Origin of the sequence: Citrobacter sp. Cf088, from assembly GCF_030334295.1 — a bacterium.
Classification (GTDB): domain Bacteria; phylum Pseudomonadota; class Gammaproteobacteria; order Enterobacterales; family Enterobacteriaceae; genus Citrobacter; species Citrobacter freundii.
Genome location: NZ_JAOWEE010000045.1, coordinates 28,351 through 50,115, shown reverse-complemented (window position 1 = coordinate 50,115; position 21,765 = coordinate 28,351). Strand labels below are relative to the sequence as shown.

Genomic DNA, 21,765 nt, shown 5'->3' with positions numbered 1-21,765 from the left:
ATGAGCTTTATGTTGGCACTGCCAAAAATTAGCCTGCATGGCGCCGGCGCGATTGCCGATATGGTGAACCTCGTGTCGAATAAGCAATGGGGTAAAGCGCTGATCGTCACCGATGGTCAACTGGTAAAACTGGGCCTGCTGGATAGCCTGTTTGCCGCGCTGGATGAACATCAGATGTCTTACCACCTGTTTGATGAAGTGTTTCCAAACCCGACGGAAGAGCTGGTGCAGAAAGGTTTCGCGGCGTATCAGGACGCAGAATGTCACTACATTATTGCCTTCGGTGGCGGTAGCCCGATCGATACCGCTAAAGCGGTGAAGATCCTGACCGCCAACCCCGGCCCTTCTACCGCTTACTCCGGCGTAGGCAAAGTGAAAAATGCAGGTGTACCGCTGGTCGCCATCAATACCACCGCCGGAACGGCAGCAGAGATGACCAGCAACGCGGTCATTATCGACTCTGCCCGTAAGGTCAAAGAGGTGATCATCGACCCGAATATCATCCCGGATATCGCCGTGGATGACGCCAGCGTGATGCTGGAAATCCCGGCTTCCGTTACCGCCGCAACCGGTATGGACGCCTTAACCCACGCGGTGGAAGCCTATGTTTCCGTTGGTGCGCATCCGCTCACCGACGCTAACGCGCTGGAAGCGATTCACCTGATCAACCTGTGGCTACCGAAAGCGGTTGACGATGGTCATAACCTCGAAGCCCGTGAGCAAATGGCATTTGGTCAGTATCTGGCGGGTATGGCATTTAACAGCGCTGGACTTGGTCTGGTGCATGCGCTGGCGCACCAGCCGGGCGCAACCCACAACCTGCCGCACGGCGTCTGCAATGCCATCCTGCTGCCAGTAATCGAAAACTTTAACCGCCCAAATGCCGAGGCTCGCTTTGCCCGCGTGGCGCAGGCGATGGGCGTCGATACCCGCGACATGAGTGATAAAGCGGCAAGCATGGAAGCCATTAACGCCATTCGCGCCCTGAGCAAGCGTGTCGGTATTCCAGCCGGTTTCAGCCAGCTTGGCGTGACCAAAGAGGATATTGAAGGCTGGTTGGATAAAGCATTGGCCGATCCGTGTGCGCCGTGCAACCCGCGCACCGCCAGCCGCGACGAGGTCCGCGAGCTGTATCTGGAGGCGTTATGATCCGCAAGGCCTTTATAATGCAGGTGAATGCCGACGCGCACGTTGAGTACCAGCGTCGTCATAACCCCATCTGGCCAGAACTGGAAACAGTGCTGAAAGAACACGGCGCCCATCACTACGCGATTTATCTCGACGAGGAGCGCAATCTGCTGTTCGCCACCGTTGAGATTGAGTCCGAAGAACGCTGGAATGCCGTTGCCAGCACCGACGTTTGCCAACGTTGGTGGAAGCATATGCGTGACGTAATGCCAGCAAACCCAGACAACAGTCCGGTCAGCGCAGAGCTAAAAGAAGTGTTTTATTTGCAGTAGTCTTCCAGGCCGGATAAGGCGCTAACGCGCCGCATCCGGCACAACGCAACATAACAGTTAGTTCTGCTCAGAAACCAGAATCGCCTGGGTGTCAGGCTCCAGCGCTTTAAAGATATGCGCCTGGTCAGCGGGGTAACAAATATAGTCGCCCTCGCCTAACTCCTCCGGTGCTTCCGTCAATCCCACCATCGCCTTACCCTGCGTCACGATGATGTGTTCAACCGATCCCGGCGGATGCGGCTGTGAAATCCGATCCGCGCCCGGCTGCGTCAGCAGCAGATAGATATCCCGCCGTGCCCCCGGTGGGCAGGCGGCCAGTAAAATGGCCTGATAGTGGGCCTGCTCAGCCACGACTTTTGTTCCTTCGCCGCGGCGAATCACCTGCGTTTTTTGTTCCTGCGGCTCCAGCAGGCGCGCAAAGGGAATATCCAACGCCACACACAGCGACCAGAGCGTTTCCAGGCTAGGATTGCCATTGCCCGCTTCCAATTGCGAGAGTGTCGATTTTGCAATCCCTGCGCGACGGGCAATCTCTGCCAATGACAAACCGGTGCGCTGACGTTCACGCACCAGGCTTTTCGCGATCATACTGATGGGCTGGGTCATTCACGACTCCATGTTCTTTATATCGAACGAATCGTTCGACTTGTAATATTAACTGGTCGCGTTCATTATAATGGAAATTCGTTCGATATGGCTAAAATGGTATGAAACATTATTTTTCCAGTCTCAAAGGCGACACAATAAAAGCAATATTTTTAGTCTGTCTGGCCGTCGGCGTAGTCGGCATGTCATACGGCTCGCTGGCAATGGCCTACGGCTTCCCGCTGTGGGTACCGTTTGTGCTCTCTATTACCGTGCTGGCGGGTGCATCCGAGTTTATGTTTATCGGCATCGTCGCCAGCGGCGGTAACCCACTGGCGGCTGCGGCTGCCGGTTTACTGGTCAACGCCCGACACGTCCCGTTTGGCGTCACGGTGCGCGATCTTGTGGGCTCCCGGGCTGCGAGTTTCCTCGGTTGTCATATCATGAACGACGAAAGCGTAGTATTCGGCCTGTCGCAAAAAACGCCCGAACAACGTAAAGCAGCCTATTGGCTGTGCGGTCTGGGCGTCGCGATTTTCTGGCCTGTAGGCACACTGATCGGCGCGGGCGTCGGCAAACTGCTCCCCGCCCCAGAAACCATCGGTCTGGATGCCGTCTTCCCTGCTATTTTATTGGCCTTAGTGGTCCCGGCCTTTAAAAACCGCACCACGCTGATTCGCGCCTGTAGCGGTGCCGGGTTGTCGCTTGCCGCCATCCCCTTTGCGCCGGTCGGTTTACCGGTTTTGCTCTCACTGTTTGGCTTACTGACGAGGAAAAAATAATGGGCAACATGACGCTGTTTATCGTCGGTATCGCCATCTTATCTCTGGGAACCTATTTAATGCGTTTAGGCGGAGCGAAGCTTGGGGGTCGTTTAGCGTTCTCGGAACGCTCGCAGGCGCTGCTTTCCGACGCCGCAACGGTATTACTGTTCTCCGTTGCGCTGGCGACCACCTTTTACGAAGGCGAACACTTTGCCGGTATGGCGCGGGTTCTTGGGGTTGGCTTCGCGGTATTTCTCGCCTGGCGCAAGCTGCCGCTAATCGTGGTGATCGTTGCCGCCGCGGTGGTGACCGCATTGTTAAGGATGGCGGGAATACACTAAAAAAATAATTACCCTGGCGAAATATTCATCAGGGTAATCGCCTGTAGCGTTGTGTGTTTTACCCCACAAAACCACGCGCTAACTCGGCCCCAAATTGTCATTCCACGCTGACATATTGCCGCTCATCTCTTCGCCATCTCGCCGTTAGAATCAAATCAAATAGTTTTAACAGAGCCCCCCACATGACAACCCTTACAGCTAACTGCATTGACCTGAATATTCAGGGGAATAGCGTGTATGCCATCCTCAAGCAACTGGCAGATATGGCGTTTCAGAATGGCTATGTCTCCGATCGCAGCATTTTCCTGCAAACGCTATTGCTGCGCGAAAAGCTGCATTCCACCGGCTTTGGCTCGGGTATTGCCGTCCCGCACGGTAAGAGCGCCTGCGTCAGGCAGCCCTTTGTGTTGTTCGCGCGCAAATCAGAAAACGTGGACTGGAAAGCCAGCGACGGCGAGGACGTCAACTGCTGGATCTGCCTCGGCGTGCCGCAAACCGGCGAGGACGATCAGGTCAAAATCATCGGCACCCTGTGCCGCAAAATCATTCATCAGGATTTCATCGATCAACTGAAGCAAGGTGGCGCCAGCCAAGTGCTCGCCCTGCTTAATCAGACCTTAACCTCATAAGGACGCGGCTATGGAGTCATCCTTACGTTTAGTGGCGATCACCAACTGTCCGGCAGGGATCGCCCACACTTATATGGTGGCAGAGGCGCTGGAGCAAAAAGCGCGCTCGCTCGGCCACACGATTAAAGTCGAAACCCAGGGCTCAAGCGGCGTCGAAAACCGCCTGAGCAATGAAGAGATTGCCGCTGCCGATTATGTCATTCTGGCCACCGGTCGCGGCCTGAGCGGCGAAGACCGGGCACGTTTTGCCGGGAAAAAAGTCTATGAAATCGCCATTTCCCAGGCGCTAAAAAATATCGACCTGATTTTTACGCAGTTACCGACGCATTCCCAACTTTTCGCCGCCGATAGCAGCGTGAAACTGGGAAAACAGGAGGTCCAGCACGGTAGCGTAATGAGCCACCTGATGGCGGGCGTTTCCGCCGCGCTGCCGTTTGTTATCGGCGGCGGTATTCTGGTCGCCATCGCCAATATGCTGGTGCAGTTCGGTTTGCCCTATACCGATATGTCGAAAGGCGCGCCGTCGTTCACCTGGATTGTTGAATCGATCGGCTATCTGGGCTTTACCTTTATGATCCCGATTATGGGGGCATATATTGCCTGGTCGATTGCCGATAAACCCGCTTTTGCCCCAGCATTTCTGGTGTGTTATCTGGCGAACGATAAAGGCCTGCTGGGTACGCAGTCCGGCGCAGGATTTCTCGGCGCGGTCGTACTCGGGCTGGCAATTGGCTACTTTGTCCTTTGGTTTCGCAAGGTTCGCCTCGGCAAAGCGCTACAGCCACTGCTTGGTTCTATGCTGATCCCGTTTGTCACTTTACTGGTGTTCGGCGTACTGACTTACTACGTCATCGGCCCGGTGATGTCCGACATTATGGGCGGTCTGCTGCACTTCCTGAACACCATTCCTCCATCCATGAAAATGGGCGCGGCCTTCCTCGTTGGTGCGATGCTGGCGTTTGATATGGGCGGGCCAATCAATAAAACGGCCTGGTTCTTCTGCTTCTCACTGCTGGAAAAACATATCTATGACTGGTACGCCATCGTCGGCGTGGTGGCGCTGATGCCGCCCGTCGCGGCGGGAATCGCTACCTATTTAGCGCCCAAACTGTTTACGCAACAGGAGAAGGCCGCCGCCAGCAGTGCGATTGTCGTCGGTGCCACCGTCGCCACCGAGCCGGCCATCCCCTACGCACTGGCCGCGCCGCTGCCGATGATTACCGCCAATACGCTCTCCGGTGGCGTTACCGGCATGCTGGTTATCGCCTTTGGAATCAAACGCCTCGCGCCGGGTTTAGGTATCTTTGATCCGCTGATTGGCCTGATGTCTCCGGCGGGATCATTTTACCTGGTGCTGGCTATCGGTCTGGCACTGAACATTTCGTTAATTATTATCCTGAAAGGGTTGTGGCTGAAACGTAAAGCCGCGCAGCAGGAGCTTGCCCATGAACATTGAGTTACTTCAGCAGTTATGCGAAGCCAGCGCCGTCAGCGGCGATGAACAGGAAGTTCGTACTCTTCTCATTAACGCGCTGGAATCCAGCGTCGATGAAATCACCTTCGACGGCCTCGGTAGCTTTGTCGCCCGCAAAGGCAACCGCGGGCCGAAGGTGGCGGTTGTCGGCCATATGGATGAAGTCGGCTTTATGGTCACGCATATCGACGAGAGCGGATTTTTGCGCTTCACCACCATTGGTGGTTGGTGGAGCCAGTCGATGCTGAACCACCGGGTCACCATTCGCACACGCAAGGGATTTAAAATCCCTGGTATTATCGGCTCCGTCGCTCCGCACGCGTTGACGGAAAAGCAGAAACAGCAGCCGCTGACCTTTGACGAGATGTTTATCGATATTGGCGCTAACAGCCACGAAGAAGTAGAAAAATACGGGATTGCGATCGGTGACTTCATTAGCCCGGAAGCCAATTTCGCTCGCTGGGGCGAAGATAAGATCGTCGGTAAAGCGTTGGATAACCGCGTCGGCTGCGCGCTGATGGCTGAGCTGTTACAAACCGTCGATAACCCTGACATTACCCTGTACGGCGTGGGCAGCGTGGAAGAAGAGGTCGGGCTGCGCGGAGCGCAAACCTCGGCCGAGCATATCAAGCCCGACGTGGTGATAGTGCTGGATACCGCAGTTGCGGGCGATGTGCCCGGAATCGACGCCATCAAATACCCGCTCAAGCTTGGCGATGGCCCTGGCCTGATGCTGTTCGATAAGCGCTATTTTCCCAATCAACAGCTGGTCGCCGCGTTAAAAGCGTGTGCCAAAAACAGCGATGCGCCTTTGCAGTTCTGCACCATGAAAACCGGGGCGACGGACGGCGGACGCTATAACGTTATGGGAGGGGGTCGTCCGGTGGCGGCACTCTGCCTGCCGACACGCTATCTCCACGCCAACAGCGGCATGATTTCCGCAGCAGATTACGACGCGCTGTTTACGCTGGTGCGCGAGCTGCTGAGCTCGCTGACGGCAGAAAAAGTGAAATCCTTCACCGACTTTCTCCAGGTGAATTAATGTTATCGGAACGCCAGTTAAAAATTGTGGATATTCTTGAACAGCAGCCGTGTCCGTTGGGCGAGCTGGCGCGACAAACTGGCGTTTCGAGTCGAACCATCCTGCGTGATATTGATTACCTCAATTTTACCCTCAGCGGTAAGGCTCGTATTCAGCCTGGCGGCAACGCGGGTTATCAACTGGATATCGTCGACAGACGCGGTTATTTTCAGCTTCTGCAACGCCATGATAATGATGACCGGTTGCTGGCCTTTCTTCTGCTTAATACCTTTACACCCCGCGTACAGCTGGCTTCAGCACTCAATTTACCTGAAACCTGGGTGGCAGATCGTCTCCCGCGTTTGAAACAGCGCTATGAGCGCGCCTTTTGTCTTGCCAGCCGCCCGGGCGTCGGTCATTTCATTGATGAACCAGAAGAAAAACGCATAATCCTGCTGGCAAATCTGCTTAAAAAAGATCCACTCTTAATTCCACTGCCAGGTATTACCCGAGACAACATCGACAGGCTCAACACTGCATGTGAAAAACTTGATGAATTCCCGTTCATCTCGGGAGAGTACCTGGCAAGTCTGGTGCTGGCAGTCTACGCCCTGCGTAATCAGCTCACCGGATCGTGGCCGGAGTGTCGGTATATATCACTGAAAAATGCGGTGGAACAAGGAGGAGTCTACCTGGGCGAAAACGCTTTCAGAACCCTGATCGGTCTTCTGGAAATCAGGCAACGTCAGGCAATGACCATCTCGGCCGATGCGGTGACCTGCTTGTTAAAAAGCGTTCCCGGCATTGCCGCGTTGAACGTTATCGATGCCCAACTGGTTGAAAATATTACTGGCCACCTGTTGAGATGCGTCTCTGCCCCGGTTTGGGTACCGGAGCATCGCCAGAGCAGTATGCATAACCTGAAGTCTACCTGGCCTGCCGCTTTCGATTTGAGTTTGCGTTTTATCGCCCTGTTGCGCGAAAAACTGGATATCCCGTTGTTCGATAGCGATCTCATCGGGCTTTACTTCGCCTGTGCGCTGGAGCGGCATCAAAACGAGCGTCAGCCGGTCATTTTATTATCCGACCAGAATGCTATCGCCACCATCAACCAACAGGCTATTGAGCGGGATGTCCTGAATTGTCGGGTGATCATTGCGCGAAATACAAGTGAAGTCAGCGCCATCAGCGAAGAAATCACCCCGCTGTTAATCGTCAACAATAGTCACTATCTGCTTGATGAATCTCTAAAAAACACCCTAACCATCAAGAATATTATCACCGCAGCGGGTACCGAGCAGATCAAACACTTCCTTGCGACGGCCTTTATCCGCCAGCAGCCCGAACGTTTCTTTTTACAGCAGGGCTGCTTCCATTACGCCAATATGAAGGCCGAAAGCTGGCAGAGCATCATCGGTCGGATCTGCGGCCAGCTTGTGGCCCAGGGCCATATCACTGAGGACGAAGCGCTACGCATTTGCGCCCGGGAGCATGAAGGTGAAAACTTGATAGTGAATCGCCTGGCGATTCCTCATTGCTGGAGCGAACAGGAGCGTCGTTTCCGCGGTTTCTTTATCACCCTCGCACAGCCCATTTTGGTGAATAACGAACCCGTCAGTCATGTCCTGATCGCCTGTGCCGCCGCCGAGGCGCGGCATGAACTAAAAATCTTCAGTTATTTATCCAGCGTACTGAGCAGCCATCAGGCTGATACTATTGCGGGATTGACCGGATATGAAGCGTTTATTGCATTGCTCAGTCAGTAAATATCAGAAATGAAAAAAGCGCCTCAAGGGCGCTCTTTCGACAGTACTGAGGTATCTTATTTCAGCAGTTCAGCAGTCATGTGCACGCGGTTACCGGTGTAAGCCTGAGTGATTTTATAATCGCTGGCGCCTGCACGTTCAGCCTGGGCGGCAATTTTTGCTTCAGCACTTTCCAGCGTAGAACCGGTTGCAGTAACTGTCTGAGCAGCGAAAGAACCGAAAGAAGTAGCCAGAGCGATAACTGCGACAAAAGTTTTGATGTTTTTCATGATATAAACCCTTTAACTTAGTTGTTTGAGTAAGGCACCGTGCCTTGATGTGATAAATAATAGCCCTCACATCGCACAACTAAAAGCGGAAGGATTTGCCAGTCTTATTCAAATTATTTGAGAGATAAAGTGTCACGTAATCAGGAATCACAATGGCTTGCTGGCAGCCGTAGAAAAACGCAACCGGCAGGTAGTTGGTTACTTCGTCAAGGTGAACCACAAAGTAAAATTCATCTTTTGCATCATGGTGTTGCTCGTGCGGTTTATCACGCGGACAACGGCATTGAAAGGGTTAAAGAATTCTACTTTGCCGGAGAATACTGCTTTCTGTACCTGAACTGGCTAACTAACACGCCTGCCGATTACAGTCTGCAAATGATCGCCGCTGGAGAAACCACTGAAATCCCCTTGGCGTTGCTGAATGCACCGGAAAATCAGGAGATTAAGACCCAGCTACTGGTCCAGCAATTGATCTACAAAGAGAAAAAAGAGCAAATGCTGCTGCTCAATACCCCAGAGCAACGCTACCAGTACGTACAAACACACTTCCCGGACTGGGAGTCGCAGCTCACTCAGCGTGATCTCGCCAACTATATCGGCATTACCCCCGTTAGCCTGTCCCGTATTCGCCAGCGTCTTAACAAAGGTTAACGCCTTACGTTGATGCGTCGATTATTGTCCCGTCACTCTTTAATCGATGGCGACCACAATGAACGCATTTCTTCTCTCTCAGATGCTGGCTGGCATCAGCTTCTTACTGGATATTTCCGCTTTTCATTTTCAACGCCGGGCTATCACTTTAACGCTGCTCACCGGCTCTACTTCCCTGTTAGCTATCCATTTCTATCTTTTGGATCAACACACTGCGGCTGGGCTAATGATCATTGCCGCTTGCCGCTATGCGACGGCCATCATCACGTTTCACCGCTGGGTGATGTGGGGATATATGCTGGGATCGCTGCTGTGTAGCATTTATCTTTGGCAAAATCTGTCGAGTATTTTGCCGCTGATGGGAAGCCTGTTGATGACTTTTGCGTCGTTTCAAAAACGCAGCGGAAAATTACGGGGATACACATTGTGCGGAAGCCTGTGTTGGCTACTGAACAATGTGATTGTTGGCTCGCCGGTTGCCGTAATCATGAAACTAGCATTTTCAGGCAGTATTATGGCCGCCTGGTGGCGTCACTGCGCGACCAGACGCTGTGGATGCGTATAAATCGTCGCCCTGCCCGGTTTGCAAAAACCCACCAGCGTCAGGTTGCAGCGCTCGGCAACTTCTACCGCCAGCGTTGTCGCCGCAGAAACAGCAAACAGGATCTCCACGCCGCACATCGCCGACTTCTGCACCATCTCGTAGCTGGCGCGGCTGGAGACTAATACCGCACCCTGTTGCCAGGTTTCGCCTTCGATTGCGCGTCGCCCCAGCAGTTTATCCAGCGCAACATGACGCCCAACATCTTCATGCCCGCCCGCCAGATGACCTGACGGCTGTACCCAGGCAGCCGCGTGCGTGCAGCCTGTCAGTTGCCCCACGGGTTGAAAATCATTGAGATGTCGTAAAGCGTGATCGAGATTCGCCAGATCGAATGTCTGGGTAAACGGCAGCGGCTGGACTGGCTTGCCAATGTCATTGAGCTGCTCCACGCCACAAACGCCGCAACCGGTGCGACCGGCCAGCGCGCGACGACGCTCCTTCAGCCCCATAAATCGACGACTGGACAGCTCAACCTGCACTTCTAATCCGTTACAGGAAGGAACCACTTCCATTGCGTAGATATCCTGTGGGCGCTCAATAATGCCTTCAGAAAGTGAAAAGCCCATCGCAAAGTGCTCAAGATCTTTCGGTGACGCCATCATTACCACGTGCGAAATCCCGTTGTAAACCAGCGCAACCGGTACTTCTTCAGCGACGACATCCGGCTGAGGATGTTGCAAATCCTCGCGTTTCCAGAGGGTCAGCTGGCGCGATCCTGTCAAAGTCGTCACATTTTTGATGTTTTCTCGAATAATCTTATTCACTTTCTTTTAACCATATTGGAACACGCATACCAACATTGTGGTATTCTTTACAAACCCCTCCTGGACGGAGGGAAATTCACCCAATTCTGGACCTTTGCGGTCCCGTCCGCAAAGAAAAATAACAACCACTTCCCTCACGCTCGAGTAACGGAAAAGTGAGGGAACGTGACAATGTCGAAAAAGGAGCAAACCATGCAGGTCAGCAGAAGGCAGTTCTTTAAGATCTGCGCTGGCGGTATGGCAGGCACCACGGCAGCGGCACTGGGTTTTGCACCCGGCGTAGCGCTCGCGGAAACACGGCAATATAAACTGCTGCGTACCCGCGAAACCCGTAACACCTGCACTTACTGTTCCGTTGGCTGTGGACTGTTAATGTACAGTCTCGGTGACGGAGCAAAAAACGCCAAAGCATCCATCTTCCATATCGAAGGGGACCCGGATCACCCGGTTAACCGTGGCGCGCTGTGCCCGAAAGGGGCAGGACTTGTGGACTTCATCCACTCCGAAAGTCGCCTGAAATTCCCGGAATACCGCGCACCAGGCTCTGATAAGTGGCAACAGATTAGCTGGGATGAGGCATTTGACCGCATCGCTAAACTGATGAAAGAAGATCGCGACGCAAACTACGTTGCACAAAACGCCGAAGGCGTAACCGTTAACCGCTGGCTTTCCACCGGGATGCTGTGTGCTTCCGCTTCCAGTAACGAAACCGGCTATTTAACGCAAAAATTCTCCCGCGCGCTCGGTATGCTCGCGGTCGATAACCAGGCACGCGTCTGACACGGACCAACGGTAGCAAGTCTTGCTCCAACATTTGGTCGCGGTGCGATGACCAACCACTGGGTCGACATTAAAAACGCCAACCTCGTTGTGGTGATGGGCGGTAACGCCGCTGAAGCTCACCCGGTCGGATTCCGCTGGGCGATGGAAGCTAAAATTCACAACGGCGCGAAGCTGATCGTGATCGATCCGCGTTTTACGCGAACCGCAGCGGTGGCTGATTTCTATGCGCCGATTCGTTCCGGTACTGACATTGCTTTCCTGTCAGGCGTCTTGCTGTACCTGCTGAACAACGAAAAATTCAACCGCGAATACACTGAGGCCTATACCAACGCCAGCCTGATCGTGCGTGAGGATTACGGTTTCGAAGATGGCCTGTTCACTGGCTACGACGCGGACAAACGCAAGTATGACAAAACCAGCTGGAACTACGAGCTGGATGAAAAAGGCTTCGCCAAACGCGATGTCACCCTGCAACACCCGCGCTGCGTGTGGAACCTGCTGAAACAGCACGTCTCCCGCTATACGCCGGACGTTGTAGAAAATATCTGCGGTACGCCAAAGGCTGACTTCCTGAAGGTCTGTGAGTACATCGCAGAAACCAGTGCCAAAGATAAAACCGCGTCGTTCCTGTACGCCCTTGGCTGGACACAACACTCCGTAGGTGCGCAGAACATCCGTACCATGGCGATGATCCAGTTGCTGCTTGGCAACATGGGGATGGCCGGCGGCGGTGTTAACGCCCTGCGCGGTCACTCCAACATTCAGGGTCTGACCGACTTAGGCCTGCTGTCACAAAGCCTGCCGGGCTATATGACGCTGCCGAGCGAAAAACAGACTGACCTGCAAACCTACCTTGCCGCCAACACGCCAAAACCGTTGCTGGAAGGTCAGGTGAACTACTGGGGCAACTACCCGAAATTCTTCGTCTCAATGATGAAAGCCTTCTTTGGCGATAAAGCGACAGCGGAAAACAGCTGGGGCTTCGACTTGCTGCCGAAGTGGGATAAAGGGTACGACGTGCTGCAGTACTTCGAGATGATGAACCAGGGCAAAGTGAATGGCTATATCTGCCAGGGCTTTAACCCGGTCGCGTCATTCCCGAATAAAAACAAGGTCGTGGCTTCACTGTCCAAACTGAAATTCCTGGTCACCATCGACCCACTCAACACCGAAACGTCTACCTTCTGGCAGAACCACGGTGAGTCGAACGATGTTGACCCGTCGAAAATCCAGACCGAAGTATTCCGTCTGCCGTCCACCTGCTTCGCCGAAGAGAACGGTTCTATCGTTAACTCCGGTCGCTGGCTGCAGTGGCACTGGAAAGGCGCGGATGCCCCGGGGATTGCCGTTACCGATGGTGAAATCCTCGCCGGTATCTTCCTGCGCATGCGCAAGATGTATGCCGAGCAGGGTGGCGCGAACCCGGAACAGGTGCTGAGCATGACCTGGAACTACTCCACACCACACGAACCGGCTTCGGAAGAAGTGGCGATGGAGAGCAACGGTAAAGCGTTGGCCGACATTATCGACCCGGCAACAGGTGCAGTCATCGTTAAGAAAGGCCAACAGCTTAGCTCGTTCGCCCAACTGCGTGACGATGGCACCACTTCCAGCGGCTGTTGGATTTTTGCCGGTAGCTGGACGCCGGAAGGCAACCAGATGGCACGTCGCGATAACGCCGACCCATCAGGCCTTGGCAACACGCTGGGCTGGGCATGGGCGTGGCCGCTCAACCGACGCATTCTGTATAACCGCGCTTCCGCTGATCCGCAGGGGAATCCGTGGGATCCAAAACGTCAGATCCTGAAATGGGATGGGGCGAAATGGAGCGGGATGGATATTCCGGACTACAGCGCCGCCGCACCTGGTAGCAACGTTGGGCCGTTCATCATGCAGCCGGAAGGGATGGGACGCCTGTTTGCTATCGATAAGATGGCGGAAGGTCCGTTCCCGGAACACTACGAGCCTTTTGAAACGCCGCTGGGGACTAACCCACTGCACCCGAACGTCATATCTAACCCTGCCGCGCGCATCTTTAAAGGTGACGCGGAAGCACTGGGTAAAGCAGATAAATTCCCGTACGTCGGTACGACCTATCGTCTGACCGAGCACTTCCACTACTGGACCAAGCATGCGCTGCTCAATGCCATCGCACAGCCGGAACAGTTTGTGGAAATTGGCGAGAAGCTGGCGAATAAGCTCGGTATCTCTCATGGCGATACCGTCAAAGTCTCCTCTAACCGCGGCTACATTAAAGCCAAAGCAGTGGTGACTAAACGTATTCGCACGCTGAAGGCCAACGGTCAGGATATCGACACCATCGGTATTCCGATTCACTGGGGCTACGAAGGTGTGGCGAAAAAAGGCTTTATCGCTAACACGTTAACGCCATTCGTCGGTGATGCGAACACGCAGACGCCGGAATTTAAGTCCTTCCTCGTGAACGTGGAAAAGGTGTAACGGAGACGACCTATGGCTTATCAATCGCAAGACATCATTCGTCGTTCCGCCACTAACGGTTTCACCCCCGCGCCTCAGGCGCGGGACCATCAGGAAGAGGTGGCGAAGCTTATCGACGTCACCACCTGTATCGGCTGTAAAGCGTGTCAGGTGGCGTGTTCAGAATGGAACGACATCCGTGATGAAGTGGGCAACAACGTTGGGGTGTACGACAACCCAGCTGATTTGACCGCTAAATCCTGGACGGTAATGCGCTTCTCGGAAGTGGAACAGAACGACAAACTGGAGTGGCTTATCCGCAAGGATGGCTGTATGCACTGTGCCGATCCGGGCTGCCTGAAGGCGTGTCCGGCTGAAGGCGCAATCATTCAGTATGCCAACGGTATCGTCGACTTCCAGTCCGAGCAGTGTATCGGCTGTGGCTACTGTATCGCAGGCTGTCCGTTCGACGTGCCGCGCCTCAACCCGGAAGACAACCGCGTCTACAAATGTACGCTGTGCGTTGACCGTGTCGTGGTCGGTCAAGAACCGGCCTGCGTGAAAACCTGCCCAACCGGCGCGATTCATTTCGGTACTAAAGAGTCGATGAAAACGCTGGCAGGCGAGCGTGTGGCGGAGCTGAAAACGCGTGGTTACGAAAACGCGGGTCTGTACGATCCGGCAGGCGTTGGCGGTACGCACGTCATGTACGTATTGCACCATGCTGACAAGCCGAATCTGTATCACGGCCTGCCGGAGAACCCGGAAATCAGCGCCACCGTGAAATTCTGGAAAGGCATCTGGAAACCTCTCGCAGCCGTCGGCTTTGCAGCGACATTTGCGGCCAGTATCTTCCACTACGTCGGTGTAGGCCCGAACCGCGCGGAAGAGGAAGAAGACAACCTGCATGAAGAAAAAGACGAGGTGCGCAAATGAAACGACGTGACACCATCGTGCGCTACACGGCGCCGGAACGCATCAACCACTGGATCACCGCCTTCTGCTTCATTCTGGCGGCAGTGAGCGGGATGGGCTTTCTCTTCCCGTCTTTTAACTGGCTGATGCACATCATGGGCACTCCGCAACTGGCGCGAATTGTGCACCCGTTTGTCGGCGTGATCATGTTTGCCTCGTTTATCATCATGTTTTTCCGTTACTGGCACCACAATCTAATCAATCGGGATGATATCTTTTGGGCGAAGAATATTCGTAAGATTGTCGTCAACGAGGAAGTAGGTGACACGGGACGTTATAACTTCGGCCAGAAATGCGTATTCTGGGCGGCGATTATCTTCCTGGTCCTGTTGCTGGTGAGCGGAGTGGTCATCTGGCGTCCGTATTTTGCGCCTGCTTTCTCAATCCCGGTGATCCGATTCGCGTTAATGCTGCATTCATTTGCCGCAGTAGCGCTAATTGTGGTTATCATGGTGCACATTTACGCCGCCCTTTGGGTGAAAGGCACCATTACCGCGATGGTGGAAGGATGGGTTACCAGCTCATGGGCGAAGAAACATCACCCGCGCTGGTACCGTGAAGTCCGCCAGAAACAGGAAAAGTCATCTGAATGAGTATTCGCATAATCCCGCAAGATGAGCTGGAGAAGAGCGAGAAACGCACGGCGGATATGATTCCGCCGTTATTATTCCCCAGACTCAAAAATTTGTATAACCGCCGCGCTGAGCGCCTGCGCGAGCTGGCCGAGAACAACCCGCTGGGCGACTACCTGCGCTTTGCCGCGCTGATCGCCCACGCGCAGGAAGTGGTGCTGTACGACCATCCGCTGCAGATGGATCTGACCGCGCGCATCAAAGAAGCGAACGATCAGGGCAAACCGCCGCTGGATATCCACGTCCTGCCACGCGACAAGCACTGGCAAAAGCTGCTGCAGTCGTTGATTGCTGAGCTGAAGCCAGAGATGAGCGGTCCCGCGTTAGCGGTGATCGAGAATCTGGAAAAAGCCTCAGAGCAAGAACTGGAGCTGATGGCCAGCGCGCTGTTTGCCTCTGATTTTGCCTCCGTCAGCAGCGACAAAGCACCGTTCATTTGGGCTGCCCTGTCGCTCTACTGGGCCCAGATGGCAAGCCTGATCCCCGGCAAAGCCCGTGCGGAATACGGTGAACAGCGTCAGTACTGCCCGGTGTGTGGTTCAATGCCGGTCTCCAGCATGGTGCAAATCGGTACCACCCAAGGTCTGCGTTATTTGCACTGCAACCTGTGCGAAACCGAGTGGCACGTGGTGCGCGTGAAGTGCAGCAACTGCGAGCAGAGCCGTGATTTGAACTACTGGTCACTGGATAACGAACAGGCGGCAATCAAAGCTGAAAGCTGCGGCGACTGCGGGACATACCTGAAGATTCTCTATCAGGAAAAAGACCCGAAAGTCGAAGCCGTGGCCGACGATCTCGCTTCACTGATGCTGGACGCGCACATGGAGCAAGAGGGCTTTGCCCGCAGCTCCATCAACCCGTTCCTGTTCCCGGGTGAAGGGGAGTAAGTTCTTCGCACTACCGGGCGGCGTAAGTCGCCCGGGTTATAATGTATACGGTGTGACCACACCGGATAGGCCTGCAAAATCCTTAGTATTTCGCGTAACCAGCGTAAGACGATGAATCTGTGCTGTTGCCAAAATAATGGCATCCGGCAATTTCATCCCATATTCCTGTCTGATACTCACGCTTCGTTCAGCAATATCCTGTGAAACGCCGATCACGTTAAAAGCACCTAGCGCAACACGAGTACGGGCTTCCTGATGGTATTTTTTTGCACCCACCATCACCTCCATCCATGTAATGAGGCTGATTGCATTCTGCGGCGGCCATGTTTCTATCGCTAGTTTTGCTTCATTTCTCCCACTAAACAGATCGATGAGGATGTTGGTATCAAAAAGCGCGGATCCTTTGACCATTACCATTCCTCACGGAGTTTACGCTGGTATTCAACACCATCTTCCTCACAGCCTTGCCACAGCCCAAGAGCACGTGAAATTGTGGTTTCAGCCTGATCCTGCCTCTCAAGATACTGTTCAACGGCCTCCCGTAAAAGTTCTGCTCGCGGCAGGTTGCGCTGCACCTTGAGATCATCAAGACGTTTAATCACTTCATCTGATAAATCGAGTAAAATTCTGCCCATATCCATCCCAGCCATCATACTCATATATACCTCCAGTATATCATCAGCGATTAATTTCCACACAACATACACCTGAAAAAAACAAGAAAATAGCCTCCACGCGAACGATTTTTACTTTTGCGAGCCGCTTTCCAGAATCATACCCATCCCTATTTTTCCCATTTTCATTCTTAGTAATCCAGGTTATAAACCTGTATATCCATACAGATAAGAGTATTTAAAAATGGTACTGGAAAGCGGGATTGCGCAGTTAGTGGAGGCATTTATCGCGGCGGGACGCCCTTCTTCCCGTGAGCAGAATATTGATGACCGGAGAGCGGCCTATATTGCCAGTACGGCGCTGGCCGGAGAAACTGAAACCCGCGTACAGGCTGAAGATATTGAACTCGATGCCATGGCATTTCGCGTTATTTCGCCGCGGGGCAGCACGGGAAATCTCCCCTGCGTTATCTATTATCACGGTGGCTGCTTTGTCAGCGGTGGATTTGCCACACATGATAACCAGCTAAGGCAACTCGCCTGGTACAGCGGCTGTCGGGTCATTGCGGTGCAGTATCGCCTCGCACCAGAGCATACCTTCCCGGCAGCACATAACGATGCTGAAACCGGGGCCAACATTATCTGGAAGTATGCCCAGAAACTGGGGGTAGACCGGGACAACATTACGCTTGCTGGCGACAGCGCAGGTGGACACCTGGCGCTAGTCACCGCACTACGCCTGAAAGCGGCCAGGCAATGGCAATCTGCACAGCTTATGCTGATCTACCCGATGCTGGACGCAACCGCCAGCTTTGCGAGCTATGACCATAATGGACGGGATTACATTATCACTCGCGATACACTGCTTTCGGGCTACGAAATGTATATGCCGAAAACCGATCCATTACATCCCGAAGTCAGCCCACTCTGGCGCAAAGACTTCAACGGTTTACCGCCCACGCACATCATTACTGCCGAATTCGACCCACTGCGAGATGAGGGTGAAGCCCTGTATCAACGGTTCCTGGAGCAAGGCGTGGAGTGCTCTTGCCAACGCTATCTCGGCGTCATCCACGGTTTTTTCCAGTTGGCAGGGGTGAGCCCGGCGGCACGAAATGTGATGCGAGATGTGGCCTGGCGGCTTGGCCAATAAGGATGTTCATGAGTTCTGAAATTAAGGAAGGTACCCGTCAATACAATTATCGACAGCATGCGATTTTTATCAAAATGCGGATTATGACATTTTCATAATCCGCATTTTACATCAGCAAATGAACCCAACATTACATTTTAGCCAGAGGACCTACTCTTCCTCGTTACCGCCTTCTTCATATGCGCCAAACGGTTTCGCAGGTAGCACAATGTAAGTACCTTCAAACACGACGCCCGGAGTGTCATCGCCAAACACCCCGACCTGCATCTGAACGCGCGCCTTGCGACCTCTTGCCAGGCGGTCAAGGTCACCGCTCAACGACCCCAGATCGGCAATAGCAGTTGGTTTCCCGGTGATCGGCCTGCTGTATCGGATATGCGCGTCGGCCAGGATTATTGTCCCACCCAGATGACGCTCGCGCAGCATCAGCCAGATAAGTCCCCAGCCCGTTAGCGTAGCCAGTGAAAACAGGCTACCGGCAAACAGGGTATGGTGCGGATTCTGATTGCCTGTCTCGGGCATCGTGGTGATAAATTTCTGCCCAGTGTACTGCTGAATGCGTACGCCCATTTTCTCACTCAATGGAATATGTTCGTACCAGGCTTGTTGTAGCTGTCCGCACCAGTCCCCGCGATGGAGAATATCGTCCAGCGTCGCAATGGGCTTAATCATCAAAAAGTGGCGCACCGGCGTGGTTTGCGGCGTGGTGATTTCTCCCTGGCTCACAAAACCGAGCTTGGCGAAAAATTCGACCGCATCTTCACGGGCACTACAGGTTACGCGTTTGACCCCTTCCTGACGCGCCACAGACTCCAGAGTCATCGCCATCAGCGTGCCCAACCCTTTCTCTTGCACGGAGGGGTCTACGGCCATAAAGCGTATGGAAGCTTCATTATCCGCGTTGATATACAGACGCCCTACCGCAACCAGATTCCCCTCTTCGTCCACCACCATCTGGTGATGCGCCATCGCGTCCCAGGCATCCCGTTCGGAGCCTTTTGGCTGGTGCAATGGTTTACGCAGCATCTCCCAGCGAAACTGGTAGTAGCGCTCCAATTCTTCTTCTGTTTGCGGTACTCGAAGGTGATACATAGTCGTATTCTCTCTTGTTGTCCGCGGCCATACCGGTAGCTGGTTCATACTTGTAACCAGAACGTCACCGGGCCATCATTAACCAGTGAAACCTGCATATCCGCAGCGAATCGACCGGTTTGCGTATTCATTTCCTGTTGGCGGCAACGCTCAACAAAGTATTCATACAGCGCTTCTGCACGCTCGGGCGCTGCGCCTTTCGAAAACCCCGGGCGCATGCCACGCTCGGTATCTGCCGCCAGCGTAAACTGTGAAACCACCAGCACGCTGCCGCCTGACTGCTGCACGTTGAGGTTCATTTTACCTTCGGCATCGCTAAAGATTCGATAACCGAGTACACGCTCGCACAGGCGATTCGCTTTCTGTTCGTCATCATCCCTTTCGACACCTAACAGGACCAAAAGTCCTGGGCCAATTTCACCCGTCACCTCGCCCTCCACGGTGACGCTGGCACGGGTTACGCGCTGAATTAATGCAATCATGGTTGCTCTGCTTCTTCTTCTTTTGCGGCTTGTTTAAGTTTGCGGTATTCCCCGAGAGTGACAGTTATTTCCGCGCCTAGCAAGACGATACACCAGGTCCAGTATACCCAGACAAATAAAATGGGGATCACCGCCAGAACACCGTAAATGAGCTGATAAGACGGGAACATCGTGATATAGAGCGCAAATCCTTTCTTTCCGGCTTCGAACAACACAGCAGCCACAAAGGCACCAATAACCGCATCACGGTTGGGTACACGCGTAGTCGGTACAATGCTGTAAAGCAGCCAGAACGAGAGCCAGGAAAGCACCAGCGGGAAAATACGCAGGACGTTATCAATCACCGTGTTGAGATCGCTGGCCCAGCGCAATGACAACAGATAAGAGCTGATCGCCAGACTGGCCCCCGCCAACAGCGGCCCCAGCGTTAAAATCATCCAGTAGACGGCGAAAGAGTAAACTTTAGGGCGAGTACGCTTACTGCGCCAGATAGTATTCAACGCATTATCAATGGCATACATCAACAATAACGCTGTGACAATCAGCCCGCATGCCCCGACTGCCGTCATTTTGTTCGAGTTGGCGACAAACTGTTCGATATAACGTTGAATGACGTCTCCCGTCGCCGGGATAAAGTTTGCGAAAATAAAATGACGTAACTGGACACTGACGTCGGAAAACATCGGAAATGCGGCGAAAAGCGCAAATACGACGGCAATAAGCGGCACTAATGAGAGCAACGAAACGTAGGCAAGATTCCCTGCCAGCGTCGTCATATTGTCCTCATCAATCCGCTGCCATAATAGCTTCAGCCAGTCTCGTACAGGACGCGTATGATGCCTGGCTTGCTGCTGAACATTTTTTAGCATAACAACGTCGCGAAATAGTCAGGAATGGTCTTTTTATCGACGACCTGGATACTGGTGATCCCTAATCGGTTAGCCCCTTCAATATTATCGGCGTTATCGTCAAAAAAGACCGCATCGTGCGCAGAAAAACCTTCAGACTGCAGGACGTGCTGGTAAATCCGCGCTTCCGGTTTACGCATGCCCAGTTCCTGGGAAAGGTAAATATGGTCAGCAGCCTGACGGATCTCGGGATATTCATCCGGCCAAAACGTGGTGTGCAGGCGGTTGGTATTCGACAAGACGACCACCCGATGCCCCTGCTCACGCAGCTTTTGCATGATGTCGATGACCTCAGGGCGCAAGGCGACAAAAACGGCCTGCCAGCCGTGAGAGAACTGCTCGTAACTTAGCGGCAGCGCCATCTCATGACATAGCGCCTCGGCAAAGGCTTCATCCGTTATTTCACCTCGCTCGTGCTGGTGAAAAGCCTCCCCCATGGTGAAACTTTGCTTTAGCGAAGCCAACGGTACACGACTTAGATCGCTCCATGTGCCCAACACGCGGTTGAAGTCGATATCGACAATCACATTACCCAAATCAAAGATATAGAGCATGCCCTTCTCCTTATTCGCCGTGGATGAATAACTGTAGCGGGAAAGGAGAAGTTTGACTATGCGAGAGTGATGGCTGCGAAGTTATCGGGCCATCATTGGGAAGAATTACACGGCCAGAGCATCATCCTGTGAAGGACTCACCTGCACAATTTCAACCTGCTGTGACTGGAGTAAATTGTGCAATGCCGGACCTGGGTATTCATCAGTAAACAGCGCTGTCACCTGAGACACGTTACCAATTTCTACCGCGGCAGAAGCCGTATATTTCGTATGATCCGCTGCCAGCAGAATGTGTCTTGAATGGGACATCATCGTTTTCACTACGCTGGCTTCATTGACATCAAACTCCAGCAGCGCGCCATCACTTTCGATCGCGCCAACGCTGGTAACCAGATAGTCGGCCCGAAAATCAGCCACAAATGCTGAAGCAGAAGGGCCAATGATGCCGCTGTTGTGCGGGCGTAACGTTCCACCTGGTACCATAACTTCAAAACGTGGGTTGTTATACAGAATGTGCGCCACGCGTAGGCTGTTGGTAATAATGCGCAAATGATTATGGTTTAACAGCGCGCGGGCCACCTGCTCAACGGTGGTGCCAATGGTAATAAACACCGTTGATCCATCGGGAATGTAGTCAGCCACCGCTTCCGCGATGGCCTTCTTCTCTTCCGTCCAGGAAACTTCACGCTGCTCAAACGCCGTATTCACCACGCTGGAGGCTCTGCCCGCGCCACCATGATGACGCGTAATTAATCCCTGCTCGCTGAGTTTACGAATATCACGACGCACAGTTTGCGTGGACACGTCCAGCAGGCTCGCCAGCTCGTCGATATTCATATAACCGCGCTCGCTAATCAGCATAAGCAGTTGATCGTGTCGCGGATTACCGGTCAGTTCGGTAAGACTCATGAAATTTCC

25 protein-coding genes are annotated in these 21,765 nt (G+C 53.5%); 15 read left to right on the top strand and 10 right to left on the bottom strand.

Annotated elements, in window-relative coordinates; translation table 11 throughout:
* Entirely contained in the window at positions 1 to 1,149 is a 1,149-nt protein-coding gene (fucO, locus tag OGV71_RS09450) for a lactaldehyde reductase (protein ID WP_204584361.1), read from the top strand.
* Positions 1,146 to 1,460: an L-rhamnose mutarotase gene (gene rhaM / locus OGV71_RS09445; protein WP_032950683.1), complete on the top strand. Its 315-nt coding sequence runs from the start codon at positions 1,146 to 1,148 to the stop codon at positions 1,458 to 1,460. Before fucO ends, rhaM begins: the two co-directional genes overlap by 4 nt.
* 57 nt (positions 1,461 to 1,517) lie before the next feature.
* Here the strand turns inward: rhaM and OGV71_RS09440 are convergent, their stop codons facing one another.
* A complete protein-coding gene (locus OGV71_RS09440) occupies positions 1,518 to 2,066 on the bottom strand; it encodes a helix-turn-helix domain-containing protein (RefSeq protein WP_003028726.1) in 549 nt (182 codons plus the stop codon).
* 101 nt (positions 2,067 to 2,167) lie between these two features.
* Here OGV71_RS09440 and OGV71_RS09435 point away from each other — a divergent pair, with 101 nt between their 5' ends.
* The 6 genes from OGV71_RS09435 (at position 2,168) to OGV71_RS09410 (ending at position 8,040) form a co-directional block, all read left to right on the top strand.
* On the top strand, positions 2,168 to 2,827 hold the full coding sequence (locus OGV71_RS09435) for an AzlC family ABC transporter permease (RefSeq protein ID WP_016151262.1): 660 nt from the start codon (positions 2,168 to 2,170) through the stop codon (positions 2,825 to 2,827).
* On the top strand, positions 2,827 to 3,150 hold the full coding sequence (locus OGV71_RS09430; RefSeq protein ID WP_048234211.1) for an AzlD domain-containing protein: 324 nt from the start codon (positions 2,827 to 2,829) through the stop codon (positions 3,148 to 3,150). The genes OGV71_RS09435 and OGV71_RS09430 overlap by 1 nt, the downstream gene beginning before the upstream one ends.
* A 182-nt stretch (positions 3,151 to 3,332) precedes the next feature.
* A complete protein-coding gene (locus tag OGV71_RS09425; protein WP_204583123.1) occupies positions 3,333 to 3,779 on the top strand; it encodes a PTS fructose transporter subunit IIA in 447 nt (148 codons plus the stop codon).
* 10 nt (positions 3,780 to 3,789) lie between these two features.
* Positions 3,790 to 5,235 carry a PTS fructose-like transporter subunit IIBC gene (locus OGV71_RS09420; protein ID WP_003847888.1) on the top strand — a complete coding sequence of 482 codons (1,446 nt, stop codon included), beginning with the start codon at positions 3,790 to 3,792 and terminating at the stop codon, positions 5,233 to 5,235.
* Positions 5,225 to 6,295 carry an aminopeptidase gene (locus tag OGV71_RS09415; RefSeq protein WP_003847889.1) on the top strand — a complete coding sequence of 357 codons (1,071 nt, stop codon included), beginning with the start codon at positions 5,225 to 5,227 and terminating at the stop codon, positions 6,293 to 6,295. Before OGV71_RS09420 ends, OGV71_RS09415 begins: the two co-directional genes overlap by 11 nt.
* On the top strand, positions 6,295 to 8,040 hold the full coding sequence (locus tag OGV71_RS09410; RefSeq protein ID WP_204583124.1) for a putative frv operon regulatory protein: 1,746 nt from the start codon (positions 6,295 to 6,297) through the stop codon (positions 8,038 to 8,040). Before OGV71_RS09415 ends, OGV71_RS09410 begins: the two co-directional genes overlap by 1 nt.
* A gap of 56 nt (positions 8,041 to 8,096) precedes the next feature.
* Here OGV71_RS09410 and OGV71_RS09405 read toward each other — a convergent pair whose 3' ends face one another.
* Positions 8,097 to 8,309 carry a YdgH/BhsA/McbA family protein gene (locus tag OGV71_RS09405; RefSeq protein ID WP_139934968.1) on the bottom strand — a complete coding sequence of 71 codons (213 nt, stop codon included), beginning with the start codon at positions 8,307 to 8,309 and terminating at the stop codon, positions 8,097 to 8,099.
* Between the two features lie 129 nt (positions 8,310 to 8,438).
* Here OGV71_RS09405 and OGV71_RS09400 point away from each other — a divergent pair, with 129 nt between their 5' ends.
* Entirely contained in the window at positions 8,439 to 8,960 is a 522-nt protein-coding gene (locus OGV71_RS09400) for a Crp/Fnr family transcriptional regulator (RefSeq protein ID WP_048234217.1), read from the top strand.
* Between the two features lie 58 nt (positions 8,961 to 9,018).
* Positions 9,019 to 9,525: a YgjV family protein gene (locus OGV71_RS09395; protein ID WP_204583125.1), complete on the top strand. Its 507-nt coding sequence runs from the start codon at positions 9,019 to 9,021 to the stop codon at positions 9,523 to 9,525.
* Here the strand turns inward: OGV71_RS09395 and fdhD are convergent.
* Positions 9,492 to 10,328 (bottom strand): formate dehydrogenase accessory sulfurtransferase FdhD, encoded by an 837-nt coding sequence (fdhD, locus tag OGV71_RS09390; protein WP_071696218.1) that lies wholly within the window; start codon positions 10,326 to 10,328, stop codon positions 9,492 to 9,494. The genes OGV71_RS09395 and fdhD overlap by 34 nt on opposite strands.
* Before the next feature lie 192 nt (positions 10,329 to 10,520).
* Between fdhD and fdnG the strand changes: the two genes are divergently transcribed.
* The 4 genes from fdnG to fdhE are packed head-to-tail and all read left to right on the top strand — an operon-like array spanning position 10,521 to position 16,044.
* Positions 10,521 to 13,571 (top strand): formate dehydrogenase-N subunit alpha, encoded by a 3,051-nt coding sequence (fdnG, locus tag OGV71_RS09385; RefSeq protein WP_085952512.1) that lies wholly within the window; start codon positions 10,521 to 10,523, stop codon positions 13,569 to 13,571.
* A gap of 12 nt (positions 13,572 to 13,583) precedes the next feature.
* On the top strand, positions 13,584 to 14,486 hold the full coding sequence (fdoH, locus tag OGV71_RS09380; RefSeq protein WP_003028691.1) for a formate dehydrogenase O subunit beta: 903 nt from the start codon (positions 13,584 to 13,586) through the stop codon (positions 14,484 to 14,486).
* Positions 14,483 to 15,118, top strand: a complete 636-nt coding sequence (fdoI, locus tag OGV71_RS09375; RefSeq protein ID WP_003028686.1) for a formate dehydrogenase cytochrome b556 subunit — start codon at positions 14,483 to 14,485, stop codon at positions 15,116 to 15,118. Before fdoH ends, fdoI begins: the two co-directional genes overlap by 4 nt.
* Positions 15,115 to 16,044, top strand: a complete 930-nt coding sequence (gene fdhE, locus OGV71_RS09370) for a formate dehydrogenase accessory protein FdhE (RefSeq protein ID WP_003028685.1) — start codon at positions 15,115 to 15,117, stop codon at positions 16,042 to 16,044. The genes fdoI and fdhE overlap by 4 nt, the downstream gene beginning before the upstream one ends.
* Positions 16,045 to 16,080: 36 nt before the next feature.
* Here fdhE and OGV71_RS09365 read toward each other — a convergent pair whose 3' ends face one another.
* Both OGV71_RS09365 and OGV71_RS09360 read right to left on the bottom strand, forming a co-directional pair.
* Entirely contained in the window at positions 16,081 to 16,455 is a 375-nt protein-coding gene (locus OGV71_RS09365) for a type II toxin-antitoxin system VapC family toxin (RefSeq protein ID WP_003028682.1), read from the bottom strand.
* Positions 16,455 to 16,697: a ribbon-helix-helix domain-containing protein gene (locus OGV71_RS09360; protein WP_043018956.1), complete on the bottom strand. Its 243-nt coding sequence runs from the start codon at positions 16,695 to 16,697 to the stop codon at positions 16,455 to 16,457. Before OGV71_RS09360 ends, OGV71_RS09365 begins: the two co-directional genes overlap by 1 nt.
* A gap of 205 nt (positions 16,698 to 16,902) precedes the next feature.
* On the opposite strand from OGV71_RS09360, the gene OGV71_RS09355 reads away from it, so the two are divergent.
* Entirely contained in the window at positions 16,903 to 17,811 is a 909-nt protein-coding gene (locus OGV71_RS09355; protein ID WP_204583127.1) for an alpha/beta hydrolase, read from the top strand.
* 150 nt (positions 17,812 to 17,961) lie between these two features.
* Here the strand turns inward: OGV71_RS09355 and fabY are convergent, their stop codons facing one another.
* The 5 genes from fabY to OGV71_RS09330 form a co-directional block, all read right to left on the bottom strand.
* A complete protein-coding gene (gene fabY, locus OGV71_RS09350; RefSeq protein WP_003825286.1) occupies positions 17,962 to 18,903 on the bottom strand; it encodes a fatty acid biosynthesis protein FabY in 942 nt (313 codons plus the stop codon).
* A 44-nt stretch (positions 18,904 to 18,947) separates the two neighbouring features.
* Positions 18,948 to 19,385, bottom strand: a complete 438-nt coding sequence (gene dtd, locus OGV71_RS09345) for a D-aminoacyl-tRNA deacylase (RefSeq protein ID WP_003028671.1) — start codon at positions 19,383 to 19,385, stop codon at positions 18,948 to 18,950.
* Entirely contained in the window at positions 19,382 to 20,254 is an 873-nt protein-coding gene (locus OGV71_RS09340) for a virulence factor BrkB family protein (RefSeq protein ID WP_003028669.1), read from the bottom strand. Before OGV71_RS09340 ends, dtd begins: the two co-directional genes overlap by 4 nt.
* Positions 20,248 to 20,847: a glucose-1-phosphatase gene (yihX, locus tag OGV71_RS09335; protein ID WP_003028663.1), complete on the bottom strand. Its 600-nt coding sequence runs from the start codon at positions 20,845 to 20,847 to the stop codon at positions 20,248 to 20,250. The genes OGV71_RS09340 and yihX overlap by 7 nt, the downstream gene beginning before the upstream one ends.
* A 105-nt stretch (positions 20,848 to 20,952) precedes the next feature.
* On the bottom strand, positions 20,953 to 21,756 hold the full coding sequence (locus OGV71_RS09330) for a DeoR/GlpR family DNA-binding transcription regulator (RefSeq protein WP_003847907.1): 804 nt from the start codon (positions 21,754 to 21,756) through the stop codon (positions 20,953 to 20,955).
* Positions 21,757 to 21,765 lie beyond the last annotated feature (9 nt).